The sequence below is a fragment of the Malaciobacter pacificus genome, assembly GCF_004214795.1.
GTDB lineage: Bacteria > Campylobacterota > Campylobacteria > Campylobacterales > Arcobacteraceae > Malaciobacter_A > Malaciobacter_A pacificus.
In genome coordinates this window covers 518,906-539,349 of record NZ_CP035928.1, presented here as the reverse complement: position 1 = coordinate 539,349, position 20,444 = coordinate 518,906, and the positions used below count along the sequence as shown (strand labels likewise).

Annotated in this window: 18 protein-coding genes; 15 read left to right on the top strand and 3 right to left on the bottom strand. The window is 28.6% G+C overall.

The window, feature by feature from the left end; translation table 11 throughout:
* Positions 1-53: 53 nt before the first annotated feature.
* From APAC_RS02695 to APAC_RS02630, 14 genes are all read left to right on the top strand, one after another.
* Positions 54-1,637, top strand: coding sequence for a sensor histidine kinase (locus APAC_RS02695; protein ID WP_130232654.1), 1,584 nt, complete (start codon positions 54-56; stop codon positions 1,635-1,637).
* Positions 1,618-2,280 (top strand): response regulator transcription factor, encoded by a 663-nt coding sequence (locus APAC_RS02690; protein WP_130232653.1) that lies wholly within the window; start codon positions 1,618-1,620, stop codon positions 2,278-2,280. Before APAC_RS02695 ends, APAC_RS02690 begins: the two co-directional genes overlap by 20 nt.
* Before the next feature lie 175 nt (positions 2,281-2,455).
* Positions 2,456-2,710 (top strand): DUF4212 domain-containing protein, encoded by a 255-nt coding sequence (locus APAC_RS02685; RefSeq protein WP_130232652.1) that lies wholly within the window; start codon positions 2,456-2,458, stop codon positions 2,708-2,710.
* An 11-nt stretch (positions 2,711-2,721) separates the two neighbouring features.
* Positions 2,722-4,599, top strand: a complete 1,878-nt coding sequence (locus tag APAC_RS02680; protein ID WP_130232651.1) for a sodium:solute symporter family protein — start codon at positions 2,722-2,724, stop codon at positions 4,597-4,599.
* A 125-nt stretch (positions 4,600-4,724) separates the two neighbouring features.
* Entirely contained in the window at positions 4,725-6,545 is a 1,821-nt protein-coding gene (locus APAC_RS02675; protein ID WP_130232650.1) for a DUF294 nucleotidyltransferase-like domain-containing protein, read from the top strand.
* Positions 6,545-7,177: a 3'-5' exonuclease gene (locus APAC_RS02670; protein ID WP_130232649.1), complete on the top strand. Its 633-nt coding sequence runs from the start codon at positions 6,545-6,547 to the stop codon at positions 7,175-7,177. The genes APAC_RS02675 and APAC_RS02670 overlap by 1 nt, the downstream gene beginning before the upstream one ends.
* Before the next feature lie 208 nt (positions 7,178-7,385).
* Positions 7,386-7,700 (top strand): DUF485 domain-containing protein, encoded by a 315-nt coding sequence (locus tag APAC_RS02665; RefSeq protein WP_130232648.1) that lies wholly within the window; start codon positions 7,386-7,388, stop codon positions 7,698-7,700.
* Positions 7,700-9,349 carry a cation acetate symporter gene (locus APAC_RS02660; RefSeq protein ID WP_130232647.1) on the top strand — a complete coding sequence of 550 codons (1,650 nt, stop codon included), beginning with the start codon at positions 7,700-7,702 and terminating at the stop codon, positions 9,347-9,349. The genes APAC_RS02665 and APAC_RS02660 overlap by 1 nt, the downstream gene beginning before the upstream one ends.
* 316 nt (positions 9,350-9,665) lie before the next feature.
* Positions 9,666-9,980, top strand: a complete 315-nt coding sequence (locus APAC_RS02655) for a DUF485 domain-containing protein (protein ID WP_130232646.1) — start codon at positions 9,666-9,668, stop codon at positions 9,978-9,980.
* Positions 9,980-11,629 (top strand): cation acetate symporter, encoded by a 1,650-nt coding sequence (locus APAC_RS02650; RefSeq protein ID WP_130232645.1) that lies wholly within the window; start codon positions 9,980-9,982, stop codon positions 11,627-11,629. Before APAC_RS02655 ends, APAC_RS02650 begins: the two co-directional genes overlap by 1 nt.
* A 104-nt stretch (positions 11,630-11,733) precedes the next feature.
* Positions 11,734-13,575, top strand: a complete 1,842-nt coding sequence (locus APAC_RS02645) for a putative nucleotidyltransferase substrate binding domain-containing protein (RefSeq protein ID WP_130232644.1) — start codon at positions 11,734-11,736, stop codon at positions 13,573-13,575.
* Positions 13,568-14,188, top strand: a complete 621-nt coding sequence (locus tag APAC_RS02640) for a 3'-5' exonuclease (protein WP_130232643.1) — start codon at positions 13,568-13,570, stop codon at positions 14,186-14,188. Before APAC_RS02645 ends, APAC_RS02640 begins: the two co-directional genes overlap by 8 nt.
* A gap of 275 nt (positions 14,189-14,463) precedes the next feature.
* Entirely contained in the window at positions 14,464-15,459 is a 996-nt protein-coding gene (pta, locus tag APAC_RS02635) for a phosphate acetyltransferase (RefSeq protein ID WP_130232642.1), read from the top strand.
* Positions 15,460-15,491: 32 nt separating this feature from the next.
* The gene (locus tag APAC_RS02630; protein WP_130232641.1) at positions 15,492-16,688 is read left to right on the top strand and encodes an acetate/propionate family kinase; all 1,197 of its coding nucleotides are present in this window, start codon (positions 15,492-15,494) and stop codon (positions 16,686-16,688) included.
* Positions 16,689-16,761: 73 nt separating this feature from the next.
* Here APAC_RS02630 and sppA read toward each other — a convergent pair whose 3' ends face one another.
* Genes sppA through aroQ form a run of 3 tightly spaced genes read right to left on the bottom strand, consistent with a single transcriptional unit; the run spans position 16,762 to position 19,339 of the window.
* A complete protein-coding gene (gene sppA, locus APAC_RS02625) occupies positions 16,762-17,649 on the bottom strand; it encodes a signal peptide peptidase SppA (protein WP_130232640.1) in 888 nt (295 codons plus the stop codon).
* Positions 17,642-18,865 carry an aminofutalosine deaminase family hydrolase gene (gene mqnF / locus APAC_RS02620; protein WP_130232639.1) on the bottom strand — a complete coding sequence of 408 codons (1,224 nt, stop codon included), beginning with the start codon at positions 18,863-18,865 and terminating at the stop codon, positions 17,642-17,644. Before mqnF ends, sppA begins: the two co-directional genes overlap by 8 nt.
* Complete coding sequence (gene aroQ, locus APAC_RS02615) at positions 18,866-19,339, bottom strand: type II 3-dehydroquinate dehydratase (protein WP_130232638.1); 474 nt, start codon at positions 19,337-19,339, stop codon at positions 18,866-18,868.
* A 76-nt stretch (positions 19,340-19,415) separates the two neighbouring features.
* On the opposite strand from aroQ, the gene APAC_RS02610 reads away from it, so the two are divergent.
* On the top strand, positions 19,416-20,441 hold the full coding sequence (locus APAC_RS02610) for a M24 family metallopeptidase (RefSeq protein WP_130232637.1): 1,026 nt from the start codon (positions 19,416-19,418) through the stop codon (positions 20,439-20,441).
* The last annotated feature ends 3 nt before the right edge of the window (positions 20,442-20,444 follow it).

The window sequence follows — 20,444 nt, the reverse complement described above, 5'->3', positions numbered from 1 at the left end:
TTTTAAAACTTTTTTAGATATCCTTATAAACTTATTTAATCAAGGATTCTTTTATGTTTAAAGCTAAAAGTCTTTATCACCTAATTGTTTATAGTATTTTCTTTATTGTCATTTTAATATCATTTTTTACCTTTATTATAATAGATAATGCCCATGAAGAGTTACAGCAAAAAATAGAAACACAAAAACAAGATTACACTAATAGTCAAAAAGAGTTACTCAAAAGTGATATATTATCAACGATAAATTTTATTAACTTTTACCATAATAAATATAAAAATGAAAAAAATGAAAAAGATATTAAATTAGAAGTATTAAATGCTTTATATCAAATACAACATAATAACAATATAAATGAATATATTTTTATCTACGACTATAATGGAAATTTAATTTTTCATCCTGTTGTTCCTGATGATATAGGGAAAAATAAACTCCACATTAAAGATAAAGCAGGAAAAAGTGTTATAAAAGAATTAATAGAAATTTCACAACTTCCAAATGGTGGCTTTATTGATTACATTTGGTTTAAACCAGATGTTCAAAAAAATATTAAAAAAATCTCTTATGCTCAATCATATGAACAATGGGGCTGGACTATTGGCAAAGGTGTTTATTTAGACGAAATTGATGAGTTAGTAAAACAAAAAGAAGAAGAATACAATCAAAAAATTTCAAACTATACTTTACAAATATCTTCTTTAACAATAATGTTAGTTCTTTATTCAATTTTTATTTATAAAAATGCGACTATATTAATTGTAAACGATGTAAAGGAAATAGGAAAGTATTTTAAAGAATCACAAATTGATGACACTCCTATAAATCAAAATAGATTAATGTTTGGAGAGTTTAAAGTTATTGCAAACTATGCAACAGATGCTATGAATAATATAAAACTTAAAACACATATGCTTGAAGATTTAAATAAAAATCTTGAATTTAAAGTTAGTGAAAAAACAGCTGAACTTACAAAATTAATTGAATCACAAAAATCATTTATCAAAAATTCTGTTCATGAAATAAATACGCCATTATCAATAATTCAAACCAACATTGATCTTCTAAAAATGAAAATACCAAATAATAAATACATCACTCATATTGAATCAGGTGCAAAAATAATTCAATACATTTATGATGACTTATCTTACTTAATTAAAAAGGATAGAGTTATATATGAAAAAGAGTATTTAGACTTTAGTACTATTTTAAAACATAGACTTGAATTTTTTGAGGAAATTGCTATATCAAATTCCTTATATTTTATAAGTAATATTGATGATGATATTTATATAAAGTTTAACATAACTGAACTTCAAAGAGTTATTGATAATAACTTATCAAATGCAATTAAATATTCATATGCTAAGTCTCCTATTTTTGTCAAACTTGAATATACAAAAGATGATGATGTAGAATTTAGTGTTGTTACAAACTCAAAAAAAATAGAGTATCAAAACAAAATATTTGATGATTTCTATAGAGAAAATTCTGCACGTGGTGGATTTGGACTAGGATTAAAAATAGTAAAAGAAATATGTGATAAAAATTTAGTTATAATCAATTTAGAATCTACTGACAAAGAAACAAAATTTACTTATAGGTTTAAAATAAATGAAAATACTACTTCTTGAAGATGAACTAATGCTAAATAACTCTATAACAGAGTACTTAAAAGATATTGGACATATGGTTGAAAGTTTTACTGATGGCCAAGACGTATTAGATAATGTAAATAATAGCTATGATCTTTTAATTTTAGATATTAACACACCCACTAAAGATGGATTTGAAATTTTAACAGAATTAAATGCGAGAAAAATATACATCCCAACTATTTTTATTTCAGCATTAATTGACATAGAAGATATAACAAAAGCATATGACTTAGGTTGCAGAGAGTATATTAAAAAACCTTTTCATTTAGGTGAACTTGGAATTAAAATAAATCAAATATTAAAAAAAGAGCAAAGTAATACATCTCATATAAGATTTTCAGAAAACTACTCATACTCAAAAGATAAAAAAACACTCTATTTTAATGGTGAACCCCAAAACTTAACAAAAAAACAACTTGATATCATTCATATTTTGGCACTTAATATAAATATGATTGTCGACTTTGAAAGATTCAGAATTGACATATGGGATGGTGAAAATATTGATAATCCAACAATTAGAGCAGAAATTTCAAGATTAAAAAAAGCATTAAAAGAAGATTTTATAAAAAACATTAGAGGTTTAGGATATAAAATCGACAGATTTTATTCTGCTTAATAAACACCTATAATTAGGGGCTTTAAGCCCTAAAATGCTACTTTATTCCTACTTTCAAAATAATTTTTATAAATTTTTTTTTCATTGCTACGCTTTTGCAACCTTAACTTATTAAAATTTCATTGTTAACTTATTAAGCACTTGTTGTTTAATAAATAAATTAAAGGAGAGCAGGATGAGTCCAGAAAAAGCACAAGCATACTGGAAAGAAAATATTGCAATGATTCTTAAACTACTTGTAGTTTGGTTTGTTGTTTCTTTCGGTTGTGGGATATTATTCATAAATGAGCTTAACGCTATTGAAATCAGTGGTGTTAAATTAGGTTACTGGTTTGCACAACAAGGTGCAATTTATGTATTCGTTATCTTAATTTTTGTTTACGTTAAAGCAATGACAGGTATTGACGAAAAATACGGCGTTCACGAGTAGGAGTTTAAAGCATGGAATTACAATCATTAATTTATCTATTCGTAGGTATTTCATTCGCAGTTTATATTGGTATTGCTTTATGGGCAAAAGCAGGGTCTACTAAGGACTTCTATGTTGCAGGTGGTGGAGTTCACCCAGTTGCAAATGGTATGGCAACAGCAGCAGACTGGATGTCAGCAGCTTCATTTATCTCATTAGCAGGTATTATTGCATTTAGAGGTTCTGATGGTGGTGCATTCTTAATGGGATGGACTGGTGGATATGTTCTACTAGCTATGTTATTAGCTCCTTATTTAAGAAAATTTGGTAAATTTACAGTTCCTGATTTCGTTGGTGACAGATACTACTCTGATACAGCTAGATTAGTTGCAGTTATTTCAGTTATCTTCGTTTCGTTCACATATGTTGCTGGACAAATGAGAGGTGTTGGTATCGTATTCTCAAGATTCTTACAAGTTGATGTAAACACAGGTGTTATCATTGGTATGGCAGTTGTATTCTTCTACTCAGTTCTTGGTGGAATGAAAGGTATTACATATACTCAAGTTGCTCAATATGTTGTTATGATTTTCGCTTACATGATTCCAGCGATTTTCTTATCATTACAAGTTACTGATACATTCTTACCTCAATTAGGTATTTTTGCGCAAACAACTTTTGAATTTGATACTGGTGTTCAAACAATTAAAGAAGGTACCTTCTTACTGCATGCACTTGATACAGCTGTATCTGATTTAGGTTTTAATGAGTATACTCAACCAGGTAACTTATGGAATACATTTATGTTAACTACAGCATTAATGTTAGGTACTGCTGGACTTCCTCACGTTATTGTTAGATTCTTTACAGTTCCAACTGTTAAAGATGCTAGAATTTCTGCTGGATGGGCGTTAGTATTTATTGCGATTATGTATACAACTATTTCTTCAGTTGCATCATTCTCAAGAATTAACTTAATTAAAAACTTACAAAACACTGAATATAAAGCGTTTGTAAATGGTGAGTTAAGTCATAAAGATGGTACTCCAAACGATGGTAACTGGTTCAAAACTTGGGAAAATGGTGGACTATTAGCATGGAATGATAGAAATGGTGATGGTAAAATTCAATATGCTGCTGGTGCTGCATTTGAAGGAAAAGGTGGAAAACCTGTATTTGATGGTGATAACAGAGCAGAAGATGGTCACAGATTAACTACTAATGGTAAACCAGCTGAAAATACTGGAAAAATTGAAAATGAGTTATACGTTGATAGAGATATCATGGTACTTGCAAATCCTGAGATTGCAAACTTACCAAACTGGGTTATCGCGTTTATTGCAGCTGGTGGATTAGCAGCAGCATTATCAACAGCAGCAGGTTTATTACTTGTAATTGCTTCAGCGATTTCACATGACTTAATGGGTCAAGTTATCTTTAAAGACAAAGAGACTGGTAAATCTACATTAAATGAGAAAACTGAGTTAATGTGGGCAAGAGTTTCAGCAGTAGCTGCTATTTGTGTTGCTGGTTACTTAGGAATCAACCCTCCAGGATTCGTTGCACAAGTTGTTGCATTAGCATTCGGTATTGCTGCAGCTGCATTCTTCCCAACAATTATCCTTGGGGTATTTGATAAGAGAATGAATAAAGAAGGTGCGATTGCTGGTATTCTTGTTGGTCTTGTATCAACTGTTGCTTATGCTATCTACTTCATCTGGGGTGGTGGTAAACCTGAAGATTACTTCATGGGAATTGCTCCTGCAGCATTCGGTACAATTGGTACAATCCTACACTTAGTAGTAGCATTCGTTGTATCTAGAATGACTCCAGAACCTCCACAAGAGATTCAAGATCTTGTAGAAAAAATTAGAATTCCTTCGGGAGCTGGTGAGGCACACGATCACTAGTATCTAATTTCACTTTAAGAGATGAGTCCCCCCCCTTTTTCTAAGGGGGATTTATTCTCACTCTTCTTGTGTTTTTTTATGTTAAAATAGTTTAATATAAAAAAGCACTTTACTAAGGGACAAAAATGAGTCTTCAAGATCAAGAACTATTCCTATCTAAAATTCCTCCTTTTCAGGCTTTAACGCAAGAACAAATGGATTATTGTATAAAATATATGGATATTGCTTATTATCCAAAGGATTCAACACTTATAACTCCAGAAAAAATAAGTAATCACTTTTTTATTATTATAAAAGGGAGCGTTTTTGAATACTCTTCAGATAATGCAGTTGTAATGGATTATCATAGTGAAGATTCATTTGACTCAAACTCTTTAATTTATGGAAAGTGTAAAAATACATTTAAAGTTCATGAAGATTTAATTTGTTATGAGTTAGAAAAACAAGCTTTCTTAAAACTCATTGAAGATAATCAAGAGTTTAAAGATTTTTATTTAAAAGATTTAGTTAATAAAATTAAAACATTAAAAGATAAAGAGTATACATCTGAACTTTCTTCTTTTATGATTGCAAAAGTTGATGATACATTAATTCATGAAGCATGTATTGTTGAAGAAAATACTAAACTTAATGATGCAATATCTAAATCTATGGAGTATAAAACTTCAACTATCATTGTAAAAAGAGATGATGGTGTTTATGGTATTATTACAGATTCTTTGTTAAAAGTAAAAGTTCTACTTGAAGGAAGAGATTTAACAATTCCTGTAAAAGATATTGCTATTTTTCCACTATTAACAGTGTTTAGTGATGATTATTTATTTGAAGCACTAACTTTATTAATTAAAAGAAATATAAAAAGAGTTGGCGTAACAAATAGTGAAGGTGAAATGATTGGTATTTTAGAACAGATTGATGTTTTATCACATTTTGCAAATCATACTTATGTAGTTGATTCTAAAATAAAAAAAGCTAAGACAATTGAAGATTTAAAAAATGCTAGTGGTGATTTAATTAATATCATTAGAAGTCTACATGCAAAAGGTGTAAAAGTAAATCATATTTCAAATCTTATAGGTCAACTTAATACAAAAGTTTATCAAAAAATCTATAGTTTAGTTGTTCCCTCACAACTTCAAAGAGAAGCTTGTTTTATTGTAATGGGTAGTGAAGGTAGAAATGAACAAATAATAAAAACAGATCAAGATAATGCACTTGTAGTAAAAGATGGTGTTGATGTAGAACAATATAGACCATATATGAATAAAATAATTGAACACCTAATTGATTTTGGTTATCCTCCATGTGAAGGTAATATTATGGTTTCAAATCCATTTTGGTGTAAGACAGTTAGTGAATATAAAGCTGAAACAGCAAGATGGATAGAAGCACCTGATATGCAAAACTACATGGACTTAGCAATTTTCTTTGATTCATTTGCAGTTGCAGGGGATAAGGAATTATTAATTAATTTAAAAGATGATTTATTTAATAAACTTCATGATAAAGATGTATTTATGGCATATTTTGCAAAAGCAACATTAACTTTTGATACTCCTACAACCGTATCTAATTTTATGACAAAATCAAATAAACTTGATATTAAAAAAGTTGCTGTATTCCCTATTGTTCAGGGTATTAGAAGTTTAGCATTAAGAGAAAAAATTAGAGAAACTACAACCGTAAAAAGAATAAAGATTTTGCAACAACGAGGTGAAATAGAAAAAGAACAAGCAGCTGAGCTACTAGAAGCATTTGATGTAGTTAATACATTAAGATTAAAATCACAACTTGAAAATATTCAAGATGGTAATAAAATTGATAATGAAATTGATACTCACACTTTAGGTAAAATTGAAAGAGACTTGCTAAAAGACTCTTTAAAAATTGTTGTTGAATTTAAAAAATTCATTACTTATAAATTTAAAATTGATAAGATCTCATAATGTTTGATAACTTCTTTAGGAACCTAAATAAAAAAAGATTAAAAGATGATAAATATCTTTACTTATTTGACACTCCAATAAAAGGTGAATATGTATCATTAGATTGTGAAACAAGTGGACTTAATCCTAAAAAAGATGAAATACTTTCTATTGGTGCAGTTAAAATTAAGGATAACAAAATCATAATGAGAGATACATTTAATATATTTGTTAAACCATCTAAAAATATTGATGCAGAATCAATAAAAATTCATCAAATTAGACCTATTGATTTACAAAATGCAATTGAGCCTCAAGAAGCAATTTTAAAACTTTTAGATTTTATCGGTAATAGACCAATTGTAGGTTACTACATAAAATTTGATATAGCAATGATTTCTAAATATACAAAAAGATATATAGGTATTAAACTTCCAAATGAAACTATTGAAGTATCATCAATGTATTATAAAACAAGAAAAAAAACTAGTGAATATGAATTTATAGATTTAAAATTTGATACAATAATGAAAACACTTGATATTCCTGAATTAGGAAAACATGATGCTTTAAATGATGCAATTATGACTTCCATGATGTTTTTAAAGCTAAAAGATATGACTCCTGCAAAAACTACTTTCTATACAAACTAATTTTTTGATTAATTTACTCAAAATAACGATTCAAAAAGTTACATCTTTTTAATTTTTACTTAAATTTATCTTATTTTATTAAAATAATATTTATACATAAACTTTACATCTATATAATTCCCACTTATTTAATACAAAGCGCTATTTTAATGCTACTTATAGCTTTAAGCTAAACTACAATTGTATTTTAAATATTTAGGAGGAAAATATGAATGATGAGTTAATACAACGAATCAAAGAAAATCCAAAATATAAAGAATTGGTAAAAAAAAGAAATGGCTTTTCTTTAAAATTAGCTATTTTTGTACTTGTAATGTTTTATGCATATATTTTAACAATTGCATTTGAACCAACATTACTTGGTATAAGAACTGGCGAAGGTGTTATGACAATTGCATTTCCTATAGCAGCAGCTATTATTATTGTTGGATTCATTACAACACTAGTTTATGTAAAAAGAGCTAATGGTGAATTTGAAGATTTAACAAATGATATTAAAGAAGATGTAAAGGACTTAATGTAATGCTAAGAATATTAACACTTATTTCAATTTTCGCTGTAGCTTTATTTGCTGCAGGTGACGCTAACTTTGAAGCATCAAAGAGAGAATTAAATATCCCTGCGATTATTATGTTCTTCATTTTTGTTGGTGGTACTTTAGGTATTACATACTGGGCAGCTAAGAAAACTAAATCTGCATCTGACTTCTATACAGCAGGTGGAGGAATTTCTGGATTCCAAAATGGTATGGCAATTGCAGGGGATTACATGTCTGCAGCATCATTCTTAGGTATTTCTGGACTTGTTTACTTAAGTGGTTATGACGGTTTAATTTATGCAGTTGGATTCCTAGTTGGGTGGCCTGTAATTTTATTCTTAATGGCTGAAAAATTAAGAAACTTAGGTAAATTTACATTTGCAGATATTGCAGCTTATAGATTAAGCCAAAAAGAGATTAGAACATTAGCTGCATTTGGTTCATTATCTGTTGTTACTTTATATTTAATCGCACAAATGGTTGGTTCTGGTAAATTAATCCAAGTATTATTTGGTTTAGAGTATGAGTATGCAGTAATTCTAGTTGGTGTTATGATGATTATTTATGTAACATTTGGTGGTATGTTAGCAACTACATGGGTTCAAATTATTAAAGCTGTATTATTACTTTCAGGTGTAACTTTTATGGGATTCATGGTACTAAGTCACTTTGGTTTCTCATTTGAAGCCTTAGCTACAAAAGCTGTTGAAACACATGAAAAAGGTCAAGCAATTATGGAACCAGGAGGATTTATTTCTGATCCTATTTCAGCTATCTCACTTGGTATGGCTTTAATGCTAGGAACAGCTGGTCTTCCTCACGTTTTAATGAGATTCTTTACAGTTGGTAATGCAAAAGAAGCTAGAAAATCTGTTGTTTATGCAACTGGATTTATTGGTTACTTCTATTTAGTAATTGCTGTAATTGGTTTAGGTGCCATCGTATTCTTAAACTCAGATGCAGGTGCTGCGTACTTTGTTGATGGTAAGTTATTTGGTGGAAACAACATGGCTGCTATTCACTTATCTCACATTGTTGGTGGAAATGTATTCTTAGGATTCATCTCAGCTGTTGCATTTGCTACAATCTTAGCGGTTGTTGCAGGTCTTACTCTTGCTGGTGCATCTGCAATTTCTCATGATATTTATGCTTGTGTAATTAATCCAAATGCTACTGAAGAGCAAGAAATTAGAGTTTCTAAAATTGCTGTTATTACTATTGGTGTAATTGGTGTTGTACTTGGTATTGCATTTGAAAACCAAAACATCGCATTTATGGTTGGTCTTGCATTTGCTATTGCTGCATCTGCTAACTTCCCTATCTTGTTCTTATCTATTTACTGGAGAGGATTAACAACAAGAGGTGCTTACATTGGTGGGTTTATTGGTTTAGCAACTGCGGTTATTTTAGTTGTAATTGGACCAATTGTATGGGTTCAAATTTTAGGAAATGAAGAGGCTTTATTCCCTTATAAACACCCTGCACTATTCTCTGTAACTATTGCATTTATTGCAATTTGGTTCTTCTCAAAAACAGATAATTCTCAAAGAGCAAAAGATGAAAAAGAATTGTTTGAAGCTCAAAATATTAGAGCAAATACTGGAATTGGTGCAGCAGGAGCTGTTGATCACTAATTGTAACTACTAAAGAGATTTATTCTCTTTAGTAACATTATAAATCAATATTATTACAAAAAGTTACACTTTAATATTAAAACTTATTATCAATAATATATATTCTTAAATTAATATTAAATTTATCTATTAAATTAAATAATTAATATATGTATATTATGTTACTTTTCTACATTTTTACATTTTTTATACATAAATTTTTCAATTTTTTCTTGAGTAAATTATTTTAGTATGTATAATTGATTACATTTTTCACTTGCTATTTAATTGCTACTATTAAATAGCTTTTGTAAAAACTAGTAAAAAAGGAAGCAAAATGAACAACGAATTAGTTGAACGAATTGAATCTAATCCTAAATATCAGGAATTAGTTTCAAAGAGGAATGGTTTTGGTATCAAATTAGGTATCTTTGTACTAGTTATGTTTTATGCATATATCTTAACAATTGCATTTAACAAAGAAGTCCTAGCAACAAAATTAGATGATAGTATTATTACTATTGCATTTCCTATTGCATTAGCAATTTTAGTAATTAGCTTTATTACAACATTAATTTATGTAAAAAGAGCTAATGGTGAGTTTGAAGACTTAACAAATGAAATTAAAGAAGATGTAAAGGATATCATATAATGCTAAGAATATTATCATTAATTGCTATTTTTGCAATTGCTGCATTTGCTGCAGGTGATGCAGAGTTTGAAGCAACAAAGAGAGAACTTAATATACCTGCGATTATTATGTTCTTTATTTTTATTGTTGGTACTTTAGGTATTACTTATTGGGCTGCTAGAAAAACTAAATCTGCAAGTGATTTCTATACTGCTGGTGGAGGAATCTCAGGTTTTCAAAATGGTTTAGCAATTGCTGGAGATTATATGTCAGCTGCTGCATTCCTAGGGGTTTCTGGTCTTATTTACTTAAAAGGTTATGATGGTGTTATTTATGCTGTTTCATTCCTAGTTGGTTGGCCAATTATTCTTTTCTTTATGGCAGAAAAACTAAGAAACTTAGGTAAATTTACATTTGCTGATATTGCTGCTTATAGACTTGGACAAAAAGAGATTAGAACATTAGCTGCATTTGGTTCACTTTCTGTTGTTGTTTTATACCTTATTGCACAAATGGTAGGAGCTGGAAAATTAATTCAAGTTTTATTTGGTATGGATTATGAGTTTGCAGTAATTTTAGTAGGTGTAATGATGATTATTTATGTTACATTTGGTGGAATGTTAGCTACAACTTGGGTACAAATTATTAAAGCTTGTTTACTTCTTTCTGGTGTTTCATTTATGGCTATTATGGTTTTATACCAATTTGATTTCTCATTTGAAGCTTTATTCGTTAACGCTACACAAAACCATGCTGCTGCTGAGTCTATTTTAAGTCCTGGAGGATTTATTTCTGATCCTATTTCAGCTATTTCTTTAGGTATGGCTTTAATGCTTGGTACTGCTGGTCTTCCTCACGTATTAATGAGATTCTTTACAGTTGGTAATGCAAAAGAAGCTAGAAAATCTGTTGTTTATGCAACTGGTTTTGTTGGTTATTTCTGGATTATCATTACTATCGTTGGATTCGGTGCGATTGCATTATTAAACTCTGATGCTGGTGCACAATACTTTATAGATGGTAAGCTATTTGGTGGAAACAATATGGCATCAATTCACTTATCACACTTACTTGGTGGTAATGCATTCTTAGGATTTATTTCAGCTGTTGCATTTGCTACAATCTTAGCTGTTGTATCTGGATTAACACTAGCAGGAGCATCTGCTATTTCTCATGATATCTATGCAAATGTTATTAATCCAAATGCAAGTGATGAAAAAGTTGTTAAAATCTCAAGAATCACTGTTGTTATTGTTGGTATTGTTGGTGTTATCTTAGGTATTGCATTTGAGCAACAAAATATCGCATATATGGTTGGGTTAGCATTTGGTATTGCTGCTTCTGCTAACTTCCCTATTTTATTCTTATCTATTTACTGGAGAGGATTAACAACTAGAGGTGCATTTATTGGTGGATTTATTGGTCTTATTACTGCTGTTACTCTTGTAATTGTAGGACCAATTGTTTGGGTAGATATTTTAGGAAACGCTGAAGCATTATTCCCATATAAACACCCTGCATTATTCTCTGTAACTATTGCATTTGTTGCTATTTGGTTATTCTCTAAAACTGATAACTCTCAAAGAGGTAAAGACGAAAAAGAATTATTTAGAGCTCAAAATATTAGAGCAAATACAGGTATTGGTGCAGCTGGAGCAGTTGATCACTAATATCAATTTTCAAAGGAGTTTCTCCTTTGAAAACATAATTATTTAATAATTATTTATCTATCTTTCGTTATCATTAAATACAATACTACTACAAAGAGTAAACTATGAGTATTCTAGAACAAAAACAGTTCATAAAAAGTATCCATCCATTTGAAAATCTAAACAAATCACAACTAGATAAATTTGCTGAAAATATTGATATTACTTACTTTAAAGCTAATCAAACTATTCAAAAAGCACAGATGAAGCCGACACACTTATACTTCATACTAAAGGGTATGGTTCAAGAAAAAAGTGAAGATGAAGTATTATCAATATATTCTAAAAATGAAATATTTGATGCCATATCATTAATTGAAAACTTTTCAAAGCATGAATTTGTTACAGCCCAAGAGACTATTTGCTATGAGTTACCTAGACAAATATTCATAGAAACATTACATCAAAACTCTCAATTAGAGAGCTATTTTTTTCAATCTATTTCAGATAAATTAAATAATCATATTAGCCATGAAAAGAACAAAGAAATGGCAAATATAATGATTGCAAAAGTTAAAGATGCACAAATTCATAAAGCTATAGTCTTAGATACAAATAAAACAATATTTGAAGCAGTTAAAACAATAAAAAAAGAAAAAATTCCAACACTTCTATTAAAAGATGAAAATGGAGAAATGTACGTTGTAACTGATTCAGATTTTAGGGAAAAAGTAATTTTAAATAGAATGGATTTTGATGATAAAGTAATAAAAATTGCATCAAAAGGATTAGTTTATATAAATGAAAATGACTTTTTATTTAATGCCCAGTTAACTATGGCAAAACATGGATTAAAAAGAGTTATAGTTAAAAATGATGAAAATGAGATTGTTGGAATTCTAGACCAAATATCTCTATCATCATTTTTTGCAACTAATACATTTTCAGTCTCTAACCAAATAGTAAAGGCAGAAACTGTTGAAGAGTTAAAAAAAGCTTCCCTTTCATTTATTAAAATTATTAAATCATTAAATGCAAAAGGGGTTAAAGTAGAGTTTATTTCAAAATTAATTAATCAATTAAATAAAAAACTACTTGATAAATTATATAAATTATTAGCACCAAAAGATCTTTACGAAAAATCTTCTTTAGTTGTAATGGGAAGTGAAGGTAGAGGAGAACAAATACTTAGAACTGATCAAGACAATGCTTTAATTATTGATGATGATTGTGAAATTGATGAAAAAACATTAAAAGATTTCACTGAAAAATTTACAGAAACATTAGTTGATTTTGGTTTTCCAAGATGTGAAGGTAATATCATGGTTTCAAATCCTTACTGGTGTAGAAAAAAATCTGAATTTAAAAACTTGATTTATGAATGGGTTAATCAACCAAGTGGTGATAATTTTATGAATATTGCTATATTTTATGATGCGGTAAGTGTTTCAGGTAATAAAGAACTAATTATAAGTTTAAAAGAGTATTTATTTAAAGTTGCAGGAAATAGCCAAACATTTAATGCCCAATTTGCAAAAGTTATTAGTAGTTTTGATGTTCCATTAGGTTTCTTTGATGGTTTTGTATTTGAAACAGATGATAAAGAACATAAAAATGAAATTGATATAAAAAAGGGTGGTATTTTTATAATTGTTCAAGGTATCAGAAGTTTAAGTTTAGAAAAAAAAGTATTAAATATAAATACAATAAAAAGAATTCAAAAACTTAATGAATTAGGCATTTTAGAAACCGAGTTTGCAAAAGAATTAAGTATGGCATTTAACTTTTTGACAAATTTAAAATTAAAATCAAATCTTGATAAACTAGATAAAAAAGAAAAAATTGACAATTATATAAATCCTGAAAATCTAAATACAATGGAAAAAGATTTATTGAAAGATTCATTTAAAATCATTAATAAATTAAAAAAGCAGTTAGAATTTCACTTTAAGTTGAACTATGTTTAAAAAAATTAGTAATTATTTCAATAAAAAAAATCTAAAAGATGACAAGTTTTCTTATCTTTTTGAAAACTCTTCAAATGAAGAGTTTGTATGTTTTGATTGTGAGACTACAGGCCTTGATCCTAAAAAAGATGATATTATCTCAATTGGTGCAGTTACTATAAAAAATAATACTATAGTATCAAGTAAAAAATTTGTTAGATTTGTAAAACCTAAAACAAAACTACAAGCAGAAGCAATTAAAGTTCATCACATTAGAGAATGTGATTTAGAAAGTGCTGAAGATATTGATGATGTAATTTTAGAATTTATTGACTATATTGGAAATAAACCTTTAGTAGGATATTTTCTAGAATTTGATATTGCCATGATTAATAAATATTTAAAACCAAAACTAGGTATTAAACTCCCAAATAGAGCATATGAAGTTTCAGCAATTTATTATGACTATAAAATAGAGAAAATTCCTCAAAGTAACATTGATCTTAGATTTGATGTAATAATGGAAGATTTAAAAATACCAACTATGGGGAAACATGATGCCTATAATGATGCTTTAATGACATCATTAATTTTTATTAAACTTCTTAATCAACCAAATGTAAAAATCAAATAACTGTTACAAAATGCTCACTTTATAAAAAGTTGAGTCTATTGTACAAAAACTGTACAAAAACTACTTTTTTTTCTTACTATTTATACAATTAAATCAATGATTGTCACAATAATCTTCATCTTTGAGCTTTTTTTATTTAATACTATATATTCAATGTACTAATATGGATTTTCAAAAAGATTTGTCTTAAAAAAGAATATTAAAAATGCTATTCTTTTGCTACGCTTCTTTTTTATAATCATTATTGAAAGTTTAAAGTAGAAAGGATAACTTAGATGGGTTTAATTGAAAGCATTAAAGAGAAAGCAAAATTACAATTAAGAACGATTGTTCTTCCAGAAACAGAAGATGAGAGAGTGTTAAAAGCTGCTCAAATGGTTCTTGAAGAAAAAACTGCAAATGTAGTTTTAATAGGAAATGTTGATACTATAAAAGCAGATGCTGCTAAATATGGTGCAAATATTGAAGGTGCAGCTATTGTAGATCCTAAAAATTTCGATAATATCGATAAATATATTGATGAATTAGTTGAATTAAGAAGATCAAAAAATCTTTCAAGAGAAGAAGCTACTGAAATTATGACAACTGAACCTAGATTTTTTGGTTGTATGATGGTTAGACTTGGTGATGCTGATGGTTTAGTTGCAGGATCGAATTCTCCAACTGCTGATGTTTTAAAAGCTGCTATTCAAGTTATTAAAACAGCTCCTGGTATTAATACTGTTTCTTCAACATTTGTTATGGAAACTAAAGATGGTAAATTTGGAGACAATGGTCTGATTTTATTTGCAGACTGTGCTGTTATCCCAGAACCAAATGCTGAACAATTAGCTGATATTGCTGCTGCTACTGCTGCTACTGCATCTTCTGTTGTAGGATTAGAACCTAGAGTTGCAATGTTATCATTCTCAACAAAAGGAAGTGCAAAACATCCATTAGTTGATAAAGTTCAATATGCTTGTGAAATTTTAGATGAAAGAAATGTTGATTTCTCATTTGATGGTGAAATGCAAGCAGATGCTGCTATCGTTGAAGCAATTGGAGCAAAAAAAGCGCCAGATTCAAAAGTTGCTGGTAAAGCAAATGTATTAGTATTCCCTGACTTACAGTCTGGAAATATTGGATATAAATTAGTTCAAAGATTTGCAGGAGCTGAAGCTCATGGACCAATCGTACAAGGTTTAAATAAGCCAGTTAACGATTTATCAAGAGGTTGTTCAATCGAAGATATTGCAAACTTAGTAGCTATTACAGCAACACAAATTAAATAATTAAAAACTAAAACAATTAAAGGAAAGTAAATATGTTAGTATTCATTTTAAATGCAGGAAGTTCTTCATTAAAATACCAATTAATGAACCCAGTTATAAAAAAAGTTTTTGCACAAGGTATTTGTGAAAGAATTGGTATTGATGGTGTTTTAAAACATGAGTTTGGTGAAAAAGAGTTAGAATTAAAAATTGAGATGCCAACACACAAAGAAGCAATTGAAGCTGTATTATCTACTTTAACAGTTGGTGAAGGTAAAGTTATTGACTCTGTAAATGATATCGAAGCTATTGGACATAGAGCAGTTCATGGTGGGGAAGAGTTCTCAGGTTCAGTAATGGTAACTGATCAAGTTATTGAAACAATGAAAAGATTAATCCCATTAGCTCCTTTACATAACCCAGCAAATATCTTAGGTATGGAAATTTGTCAAGAGTTAATGCCAGGTAAACCAAATGTTGCTGTATTTGATACTGCATTCCACCAAACTATGCCAGATTACGCTTATATGTATGCATTACCATATGATCAATATACAAAACATGGTATTAGAAAATATGGATTCCACGGAACTAGCCACTATTTTGTATCAAATGAAGCAAGAGGAATGCTAGATAAAAAACATAATACTAGAATCATCGTTTGTCACTTAGGTAACGGTTCTTCTGTATCTGCTGTATTAGATGGTAAATGTATTGATACTTCTATGGGTCTTACTCCAGTGCAAGGACTTATGATGGGAACAAGAGCTGGTGATGTTGGTGCTGGTGCTTTACAATACATGATGTCTCAAGAAAATATGACTATTGATGATGCACTAAATGTAATGAACAAAAAATCAGGTATCTTAGGTATTTCTGGTAAATCTTCAGATTTAAGAGAAGTATTAGAAGGTATGAGTAATGGTGATGAAAGATGTAGATTAGCAGTTGATATGGTTGCTTATAATATCAAAAAATATGTAGGAGCTTATGTAGCTGCACTTGATGGTGTTGATGCATTATGTTTCACAGGTGGTATTGGTGAAAATGCAGCGTTAATTAGAGAAAAAGTTTGTGCTGGTTTAGACTCTATGGGATTAGTATTAGACCCAGTTAAAAATAACAAAAGAGCTAAAACTGCTAGAGATATTTCTACAAATGGTTCTGCTTCAAGAATCCTTGTTATCCCAACAAATGAAGAATATGTAATTGCTAATGATACTTATAAAGTAGTAACAGGAACTAAATAATTCTTATTAGTACTAAATAAAAAAGGGGAAGCATTTGCTTCCCCTTTTTTTATATCTAAAATAAATTATATTTTTAATAAGCTTTTAATCCATTAGAAAAATAAACAGAAACTTGAGAAACTGTTTCACTAATAATCTTATCCATAAATTTTTCAAATCTATCTGGCTTTTTCCAAATAGGGTTATCAACATTTGAAAGTTCAATTAAAATATTTTGAGCAGTAGAAATAGTTCCAAGTTCATCAACTAATCCTACATTTTTAGCTTGATTTGCCGTAAAAACTCTTGCGTCAGCAAATTCAGTATGATTTTCAACATTTAATTTTCTTGCATTAGCTACATCATTAATAAACATTTTATAAGTATCATCAATAACTGATTGTAAATGTTTTTCTTCATAATCAAACCATTTTCTACTTGGTGTTCCAATCTCTTTATATTTACCAGCTTTCACAGTTTGAGTTGAAACTCCAATTGTTTTCATTAGCTCTTCAACATTAACACCTTGCATAATAACACCAATAGAGCCTACCATACTTCCCGGATTTGCAATAATTTTATCAGCCCAAATAGATGCATAATAGCTACCACTTGCTATTACTCCACTTGCATAAACAACTACAGGTTTTACTTCCTTTAACTCTTTAATAGCATAAGCCAGCTCAACAGAAGGAGCCACTGCACCACCAGGAGAATTAACATCTATCATAACACCTTTAATATTTGAATCATTTTTAGCTTTTTGAATATCTTCTAAAACTTTAGAAACATCTAAAATTGGTCCAAATAACTCTATTTTCTGTAGATTCGCATAAGAATTACTATTTTCATTTAAAGCTTCACTTGAGTCAAATACAAAAAAATAAAGTATAGTTAGAAATACAATTGTTTTAAAATATTTAGTAATAAAATCTAAAATTGCAATTACTGGAGAAAAAAGTATTTTAATAAAATTAAACATATTTACCTCCTATGATTGTTTTATCAACAAATTTAGTATGAAGTATAATATTCATAGCTAAATCATCCTTATCTTCTAAAATATCTGGTAACTTAAAATATATCATATCTGCATCAAACTCTTTTTCTAGTTGACCTTTTTTTAGACCTAATGCTTTTGCACCATTTGATGTAGCAGCAATTAAAAGTTTCTTTGAAAGATTTATTATATTTTCACTTGAATGAACCATAATACAATTTCTTAATTCATCAAACATAGATAATGAATTGTTAGAACTCAATCCATCTGTACCAATTGTAAAAGGTACATTTTTTATCTTTTCTAAATCTAATTTAGAATTATTTAAAACCCTATTTGATGTAACACAATGATTTATATAAGCACCTAAATCTCCAATTTTTTTTATATCAGCATCACTTGCTTCTACACAATGAGTAAAAGATAAATTCTCAATATTTGAAAACTGATTTAAAAATTCCATTGGTTTACTTACAGCTTTTTCTTGCCCTAAAAAGTTTTTAAAAAACTCTAAAAAACTACCTTCATCTTTATGTAACCAATCAAACTCTTCAGGTGATTCTAAAAAGTGCGCACTTACAGCACATTTTTCTTCCCTTGAAAACTTTAGTGCTTCTCTAACTAAAAAAGGATGTACAGAATATGGAGAATGAATAGCAATAGCAGGTATAAAATTTTTAGATGAATATTTTTTTGCATTATTATATCTTGATTTAAAATCTGCAAAAAGTGTATCAATCATATCTGATTTACTACCAATAACTTCACAAAAAAATACTTTATTAATTGGAGAATTAATTAAAGCTTCTAGCTCAAAAGAGTATGATGAAATTGCTCCAATTGTTGTAGTACCTGTTTTTATTATCTTTTTTAATTTTGCATCAATTAATTGCTTTGTAGCTTTATTAATTAACTCATCCCTACTTTTAATTACAGAGTTTAACCAATTCATAAAATTTCCATATTTTAAAGTTGTACTGTTAGCACTAAACTCTAAATGTATATGAGAATTTATAAGCCCTGGCATTAAAACAGAGTTTTTACCTAAAATTTCTATTTGCTTATTTGGATATTTTTTTTGGATATTTTCTAAAGAGTCAATTTCTAATATTTTTTCATCAAAAACAATAGCACCATTTTTTATGATACTATTATTTTCATTACAAGTTAAAAGCCAATTTGCACTTATAATTTTCATTTATTCAGCAGATTGTTGTTGAGCATTTTCAGCAGCTTTAATCTCTGCAATTATTTGCATTAAAGCAATTAATCCCATATGGTAACCAAATGGTCCAAATCCAGAAATAACTCCTGTTGAAGCCCCTGCAGTAATTGATTTTTGTCTAAACTCTTCTCTTTTGTAAATATTAGAAATATGTACTTCAACAGTAGGCATAGCTACGGCACTTAGTGCATCTTTAATTGCAATTGAAGTGTGAGAAAATGCAGCTGGGTTAATCATAATTCCATCAACTGTTCCTAAACACTCTTGAATTCTATCCACAATCTCACCTTCTAAGTTTGATTGGAAAAATTCTAATTCAACTCCATTTTGAGCTGCAGCATTTTTTAGTTGTTCATGTATTTGATCCATTGACATAGGTCCGTAAATATGTTGTTCTCTAATTCCTAACATATTGATATTTGGTCCTTGAATTACGGCTATTTTCATATTATATTCCTTTTATAAAATTTAGGTAAGATTATAATTAAATTTATGTTAAACAATACCAAAGCAAAGGCTTTATATGAAAAATTTTATTCTTCAAAATGAAAATGCAATCTATTATGAATGTAACTTTTCTTGTGACAATGTTATCTTTTTAAATCTAGAAAATGACAAATATTTTATAACTGATGCTAGATATACCATAGAAGCAAAAGAGTATGCAAAAGATTGTGAAGTAATAGAAACTAATGATTTAATCAAAACAACAAAAGAAATATTGACAAAAAATAAAATCAAAAAAATAAACTTTGATCCAAATGATTTTAAATATTCTACTTTTAAAAACTTAACTAATGATATAAAAACACAGTTTATTGAAAGTCCAAACTTTTCTAAGTTAAAAAGATCTATTAAAAGTGATAAAGAGATTGAATTACTAAAAAAAGCTGCAAAACTTGGAAGAAAAGGGTTTAAAGAGTTTGCTAAATATATTAGAAAAAATGGTTTTAACCAAAGTGAAGAGTTTTTATTTTTTAAATGTTTTGAAAAAATGACTCAAACAGGAAAATTAGATGTTAGCTTTGAACCAATTGTAGCAGTTAATCAAAATGCAGCAAAACCTCATGCTCTTCCTACAAGCAAAAAACTAAAGTTAAATGATTTATTATTAGTTGATGCTGGAGTTAAATATAAAAGATATTGTTCAGATAGAACTTGTACAAGCGTAGCTAATTTTGAAAAATTTAATTTCAAAAGAGAACAAAATTTTAAAAATAAAAAACATCAAAAAATTTATGATATCGTCTATAAAGCCCAATTAAATGCTATAGAAAAAGCAAGAGTTGGTATGAAAGCTAGTGAAATTGATAACCTAACTAGAAGTATAATTGATAAAGCTGGTTATGGCAAATATTTTGTTCACTCAACTGGTCATGGAGTGGGACTTGATATTCATGAGTTTCCATTTATTAACTCTAAAAGTGATGTAATTATAGAAAATAATATGGTATTCACAATTGAACCAGGTATTTATCTTCCAAATGAGTTTGGTGTTAGAATTGAAGATACAATTGTAATGCAAAATGGTAAGGCTGTGATTTTATAAAAT

Excerpts from the sequence above, each read along its gene's own strand:
- APAC_RS02640 (WP_130232643.1), top strand. The coding sequence starts at position 13,568 with ATGTTTAAAAAAATTAGTAATTATTTCAATAAAAAAAATCTAAAAGAT.
- APAC_RS02650 (WP_130232645.1), top strand. The coding sequence starts at position 9,980 with ATGCTAAGAATATTATCATTAATTGCTATTTTTGCAATTGCTGCATTT.
- APAC_RS02675 (WP_130232650.1), top strand. The coding sequence starts at position 4,725 with ATGAGTCTTCAAGATCAAGAACTATTCCTATCTAAAATTCCTCCTTTT.
- APAC_RS02660 (WP_130232647.1), top strand. The coding sequence starts at position 7,700 with ATGCTAAGAATATTAACACTTATTTCAATTTTCGCTGTAGCTTTATTT.
- APAC_RS02630 (WP_130232641.1), top strand. The coding sequence starts at position 15,492 with ATGTTAGTATTCATTTTAAATGCAGGAAGTTCTTCATTAAAATACCAA.
- pta (WP_130232642.1), top strand. The coding sequence starts at position 14,464 with ATGGGTTTAATTGAAAGCATTAAAGAGAAAGCAAAATTACAATTAAGA.
- APAC_RS02665 (WP_130232648.1), top strand. The coding sequence starts at position 7,386 with ATGAATGATGAGTTAATACAACGAATCAAAGAAAATCCAAAATATAAA.
- APAC_RS02645 (WP_130232644.1), top strand. The coding sequence starts at position 11,734 with ATGAGTATTCTAGAACAAAAACAGTTCATAAAAAGTATCCATCCATTT.
- sppA (WP_130232640.1), bottom strand. The coding sequence starts at position 17,649 with ATGTTTAATTTTATTAAAATACTTTTTTCTCCAGTAATTGCAATTTTA.
- APAC_RS02655 (WP_130232646.1), top strand. The coding sequence starts at position 9,666 with ATGAACAACGAATTAGTTGAACGAATTGAATCTAATCCTAAATATCAG.
- APAC_RS02610 (WP_130232637.1), top strand. The coding sequence starts at position 19,416 with ATGAAAAATTTTATTCTTCAAAATGAAAATGCAATCTATTATGAATGT.
- mqnF (WP_130232639.1), bottom strand. The coding sequence starts at position 18,865 with ATGAAAATTATAAGTGCAAATTGGCTTTTAACTTGTAATGAAAATAAT.
- APAC_RS02680 (WP_130232651.1), top strand. The coding sequence starts at position 2,722 with ATGGAATTACAATCATTAATTTATCTATTCGTAGGTATTTCATTCGCA.
- aroQ (WP_130232638.1), bottom strand. The coding sequence starts at position 19,339 with ATGAAAATAGCCGTAATTCAAGGACCAAATATCAATATGTTAGGAATT.
- APAC_RS02685 (WP_130232652.1), top strand. The coding sequence starts at position 2,456 with ATGAGTCCAGAAAAAGCACAAGCATACTGGAAAGAAAATATTGCAATG.
- APAC_RS02690 (WP_130232653.1), top strand. The coding sequence starts at position 1,618 with ATGAAAATACTACTTCTTGAAGATGAACTAATGCTAAATAACTCTATA.
- APAC_RS02695 (WP_130232654.1), top strand. The coding sequence starts at position 54 with ATGTTTAAAGCTAAAAGTCTTTATCACCTAATTGTTTATAGTATTTTC.
- APAC_RS02670 (WP_130232649.1), top strand. The coding sequence starts at position 6,545 with ATGTTTGATAACTTCTTTAGGAACCTAAATAAAAAAAGATTAAAAGAT.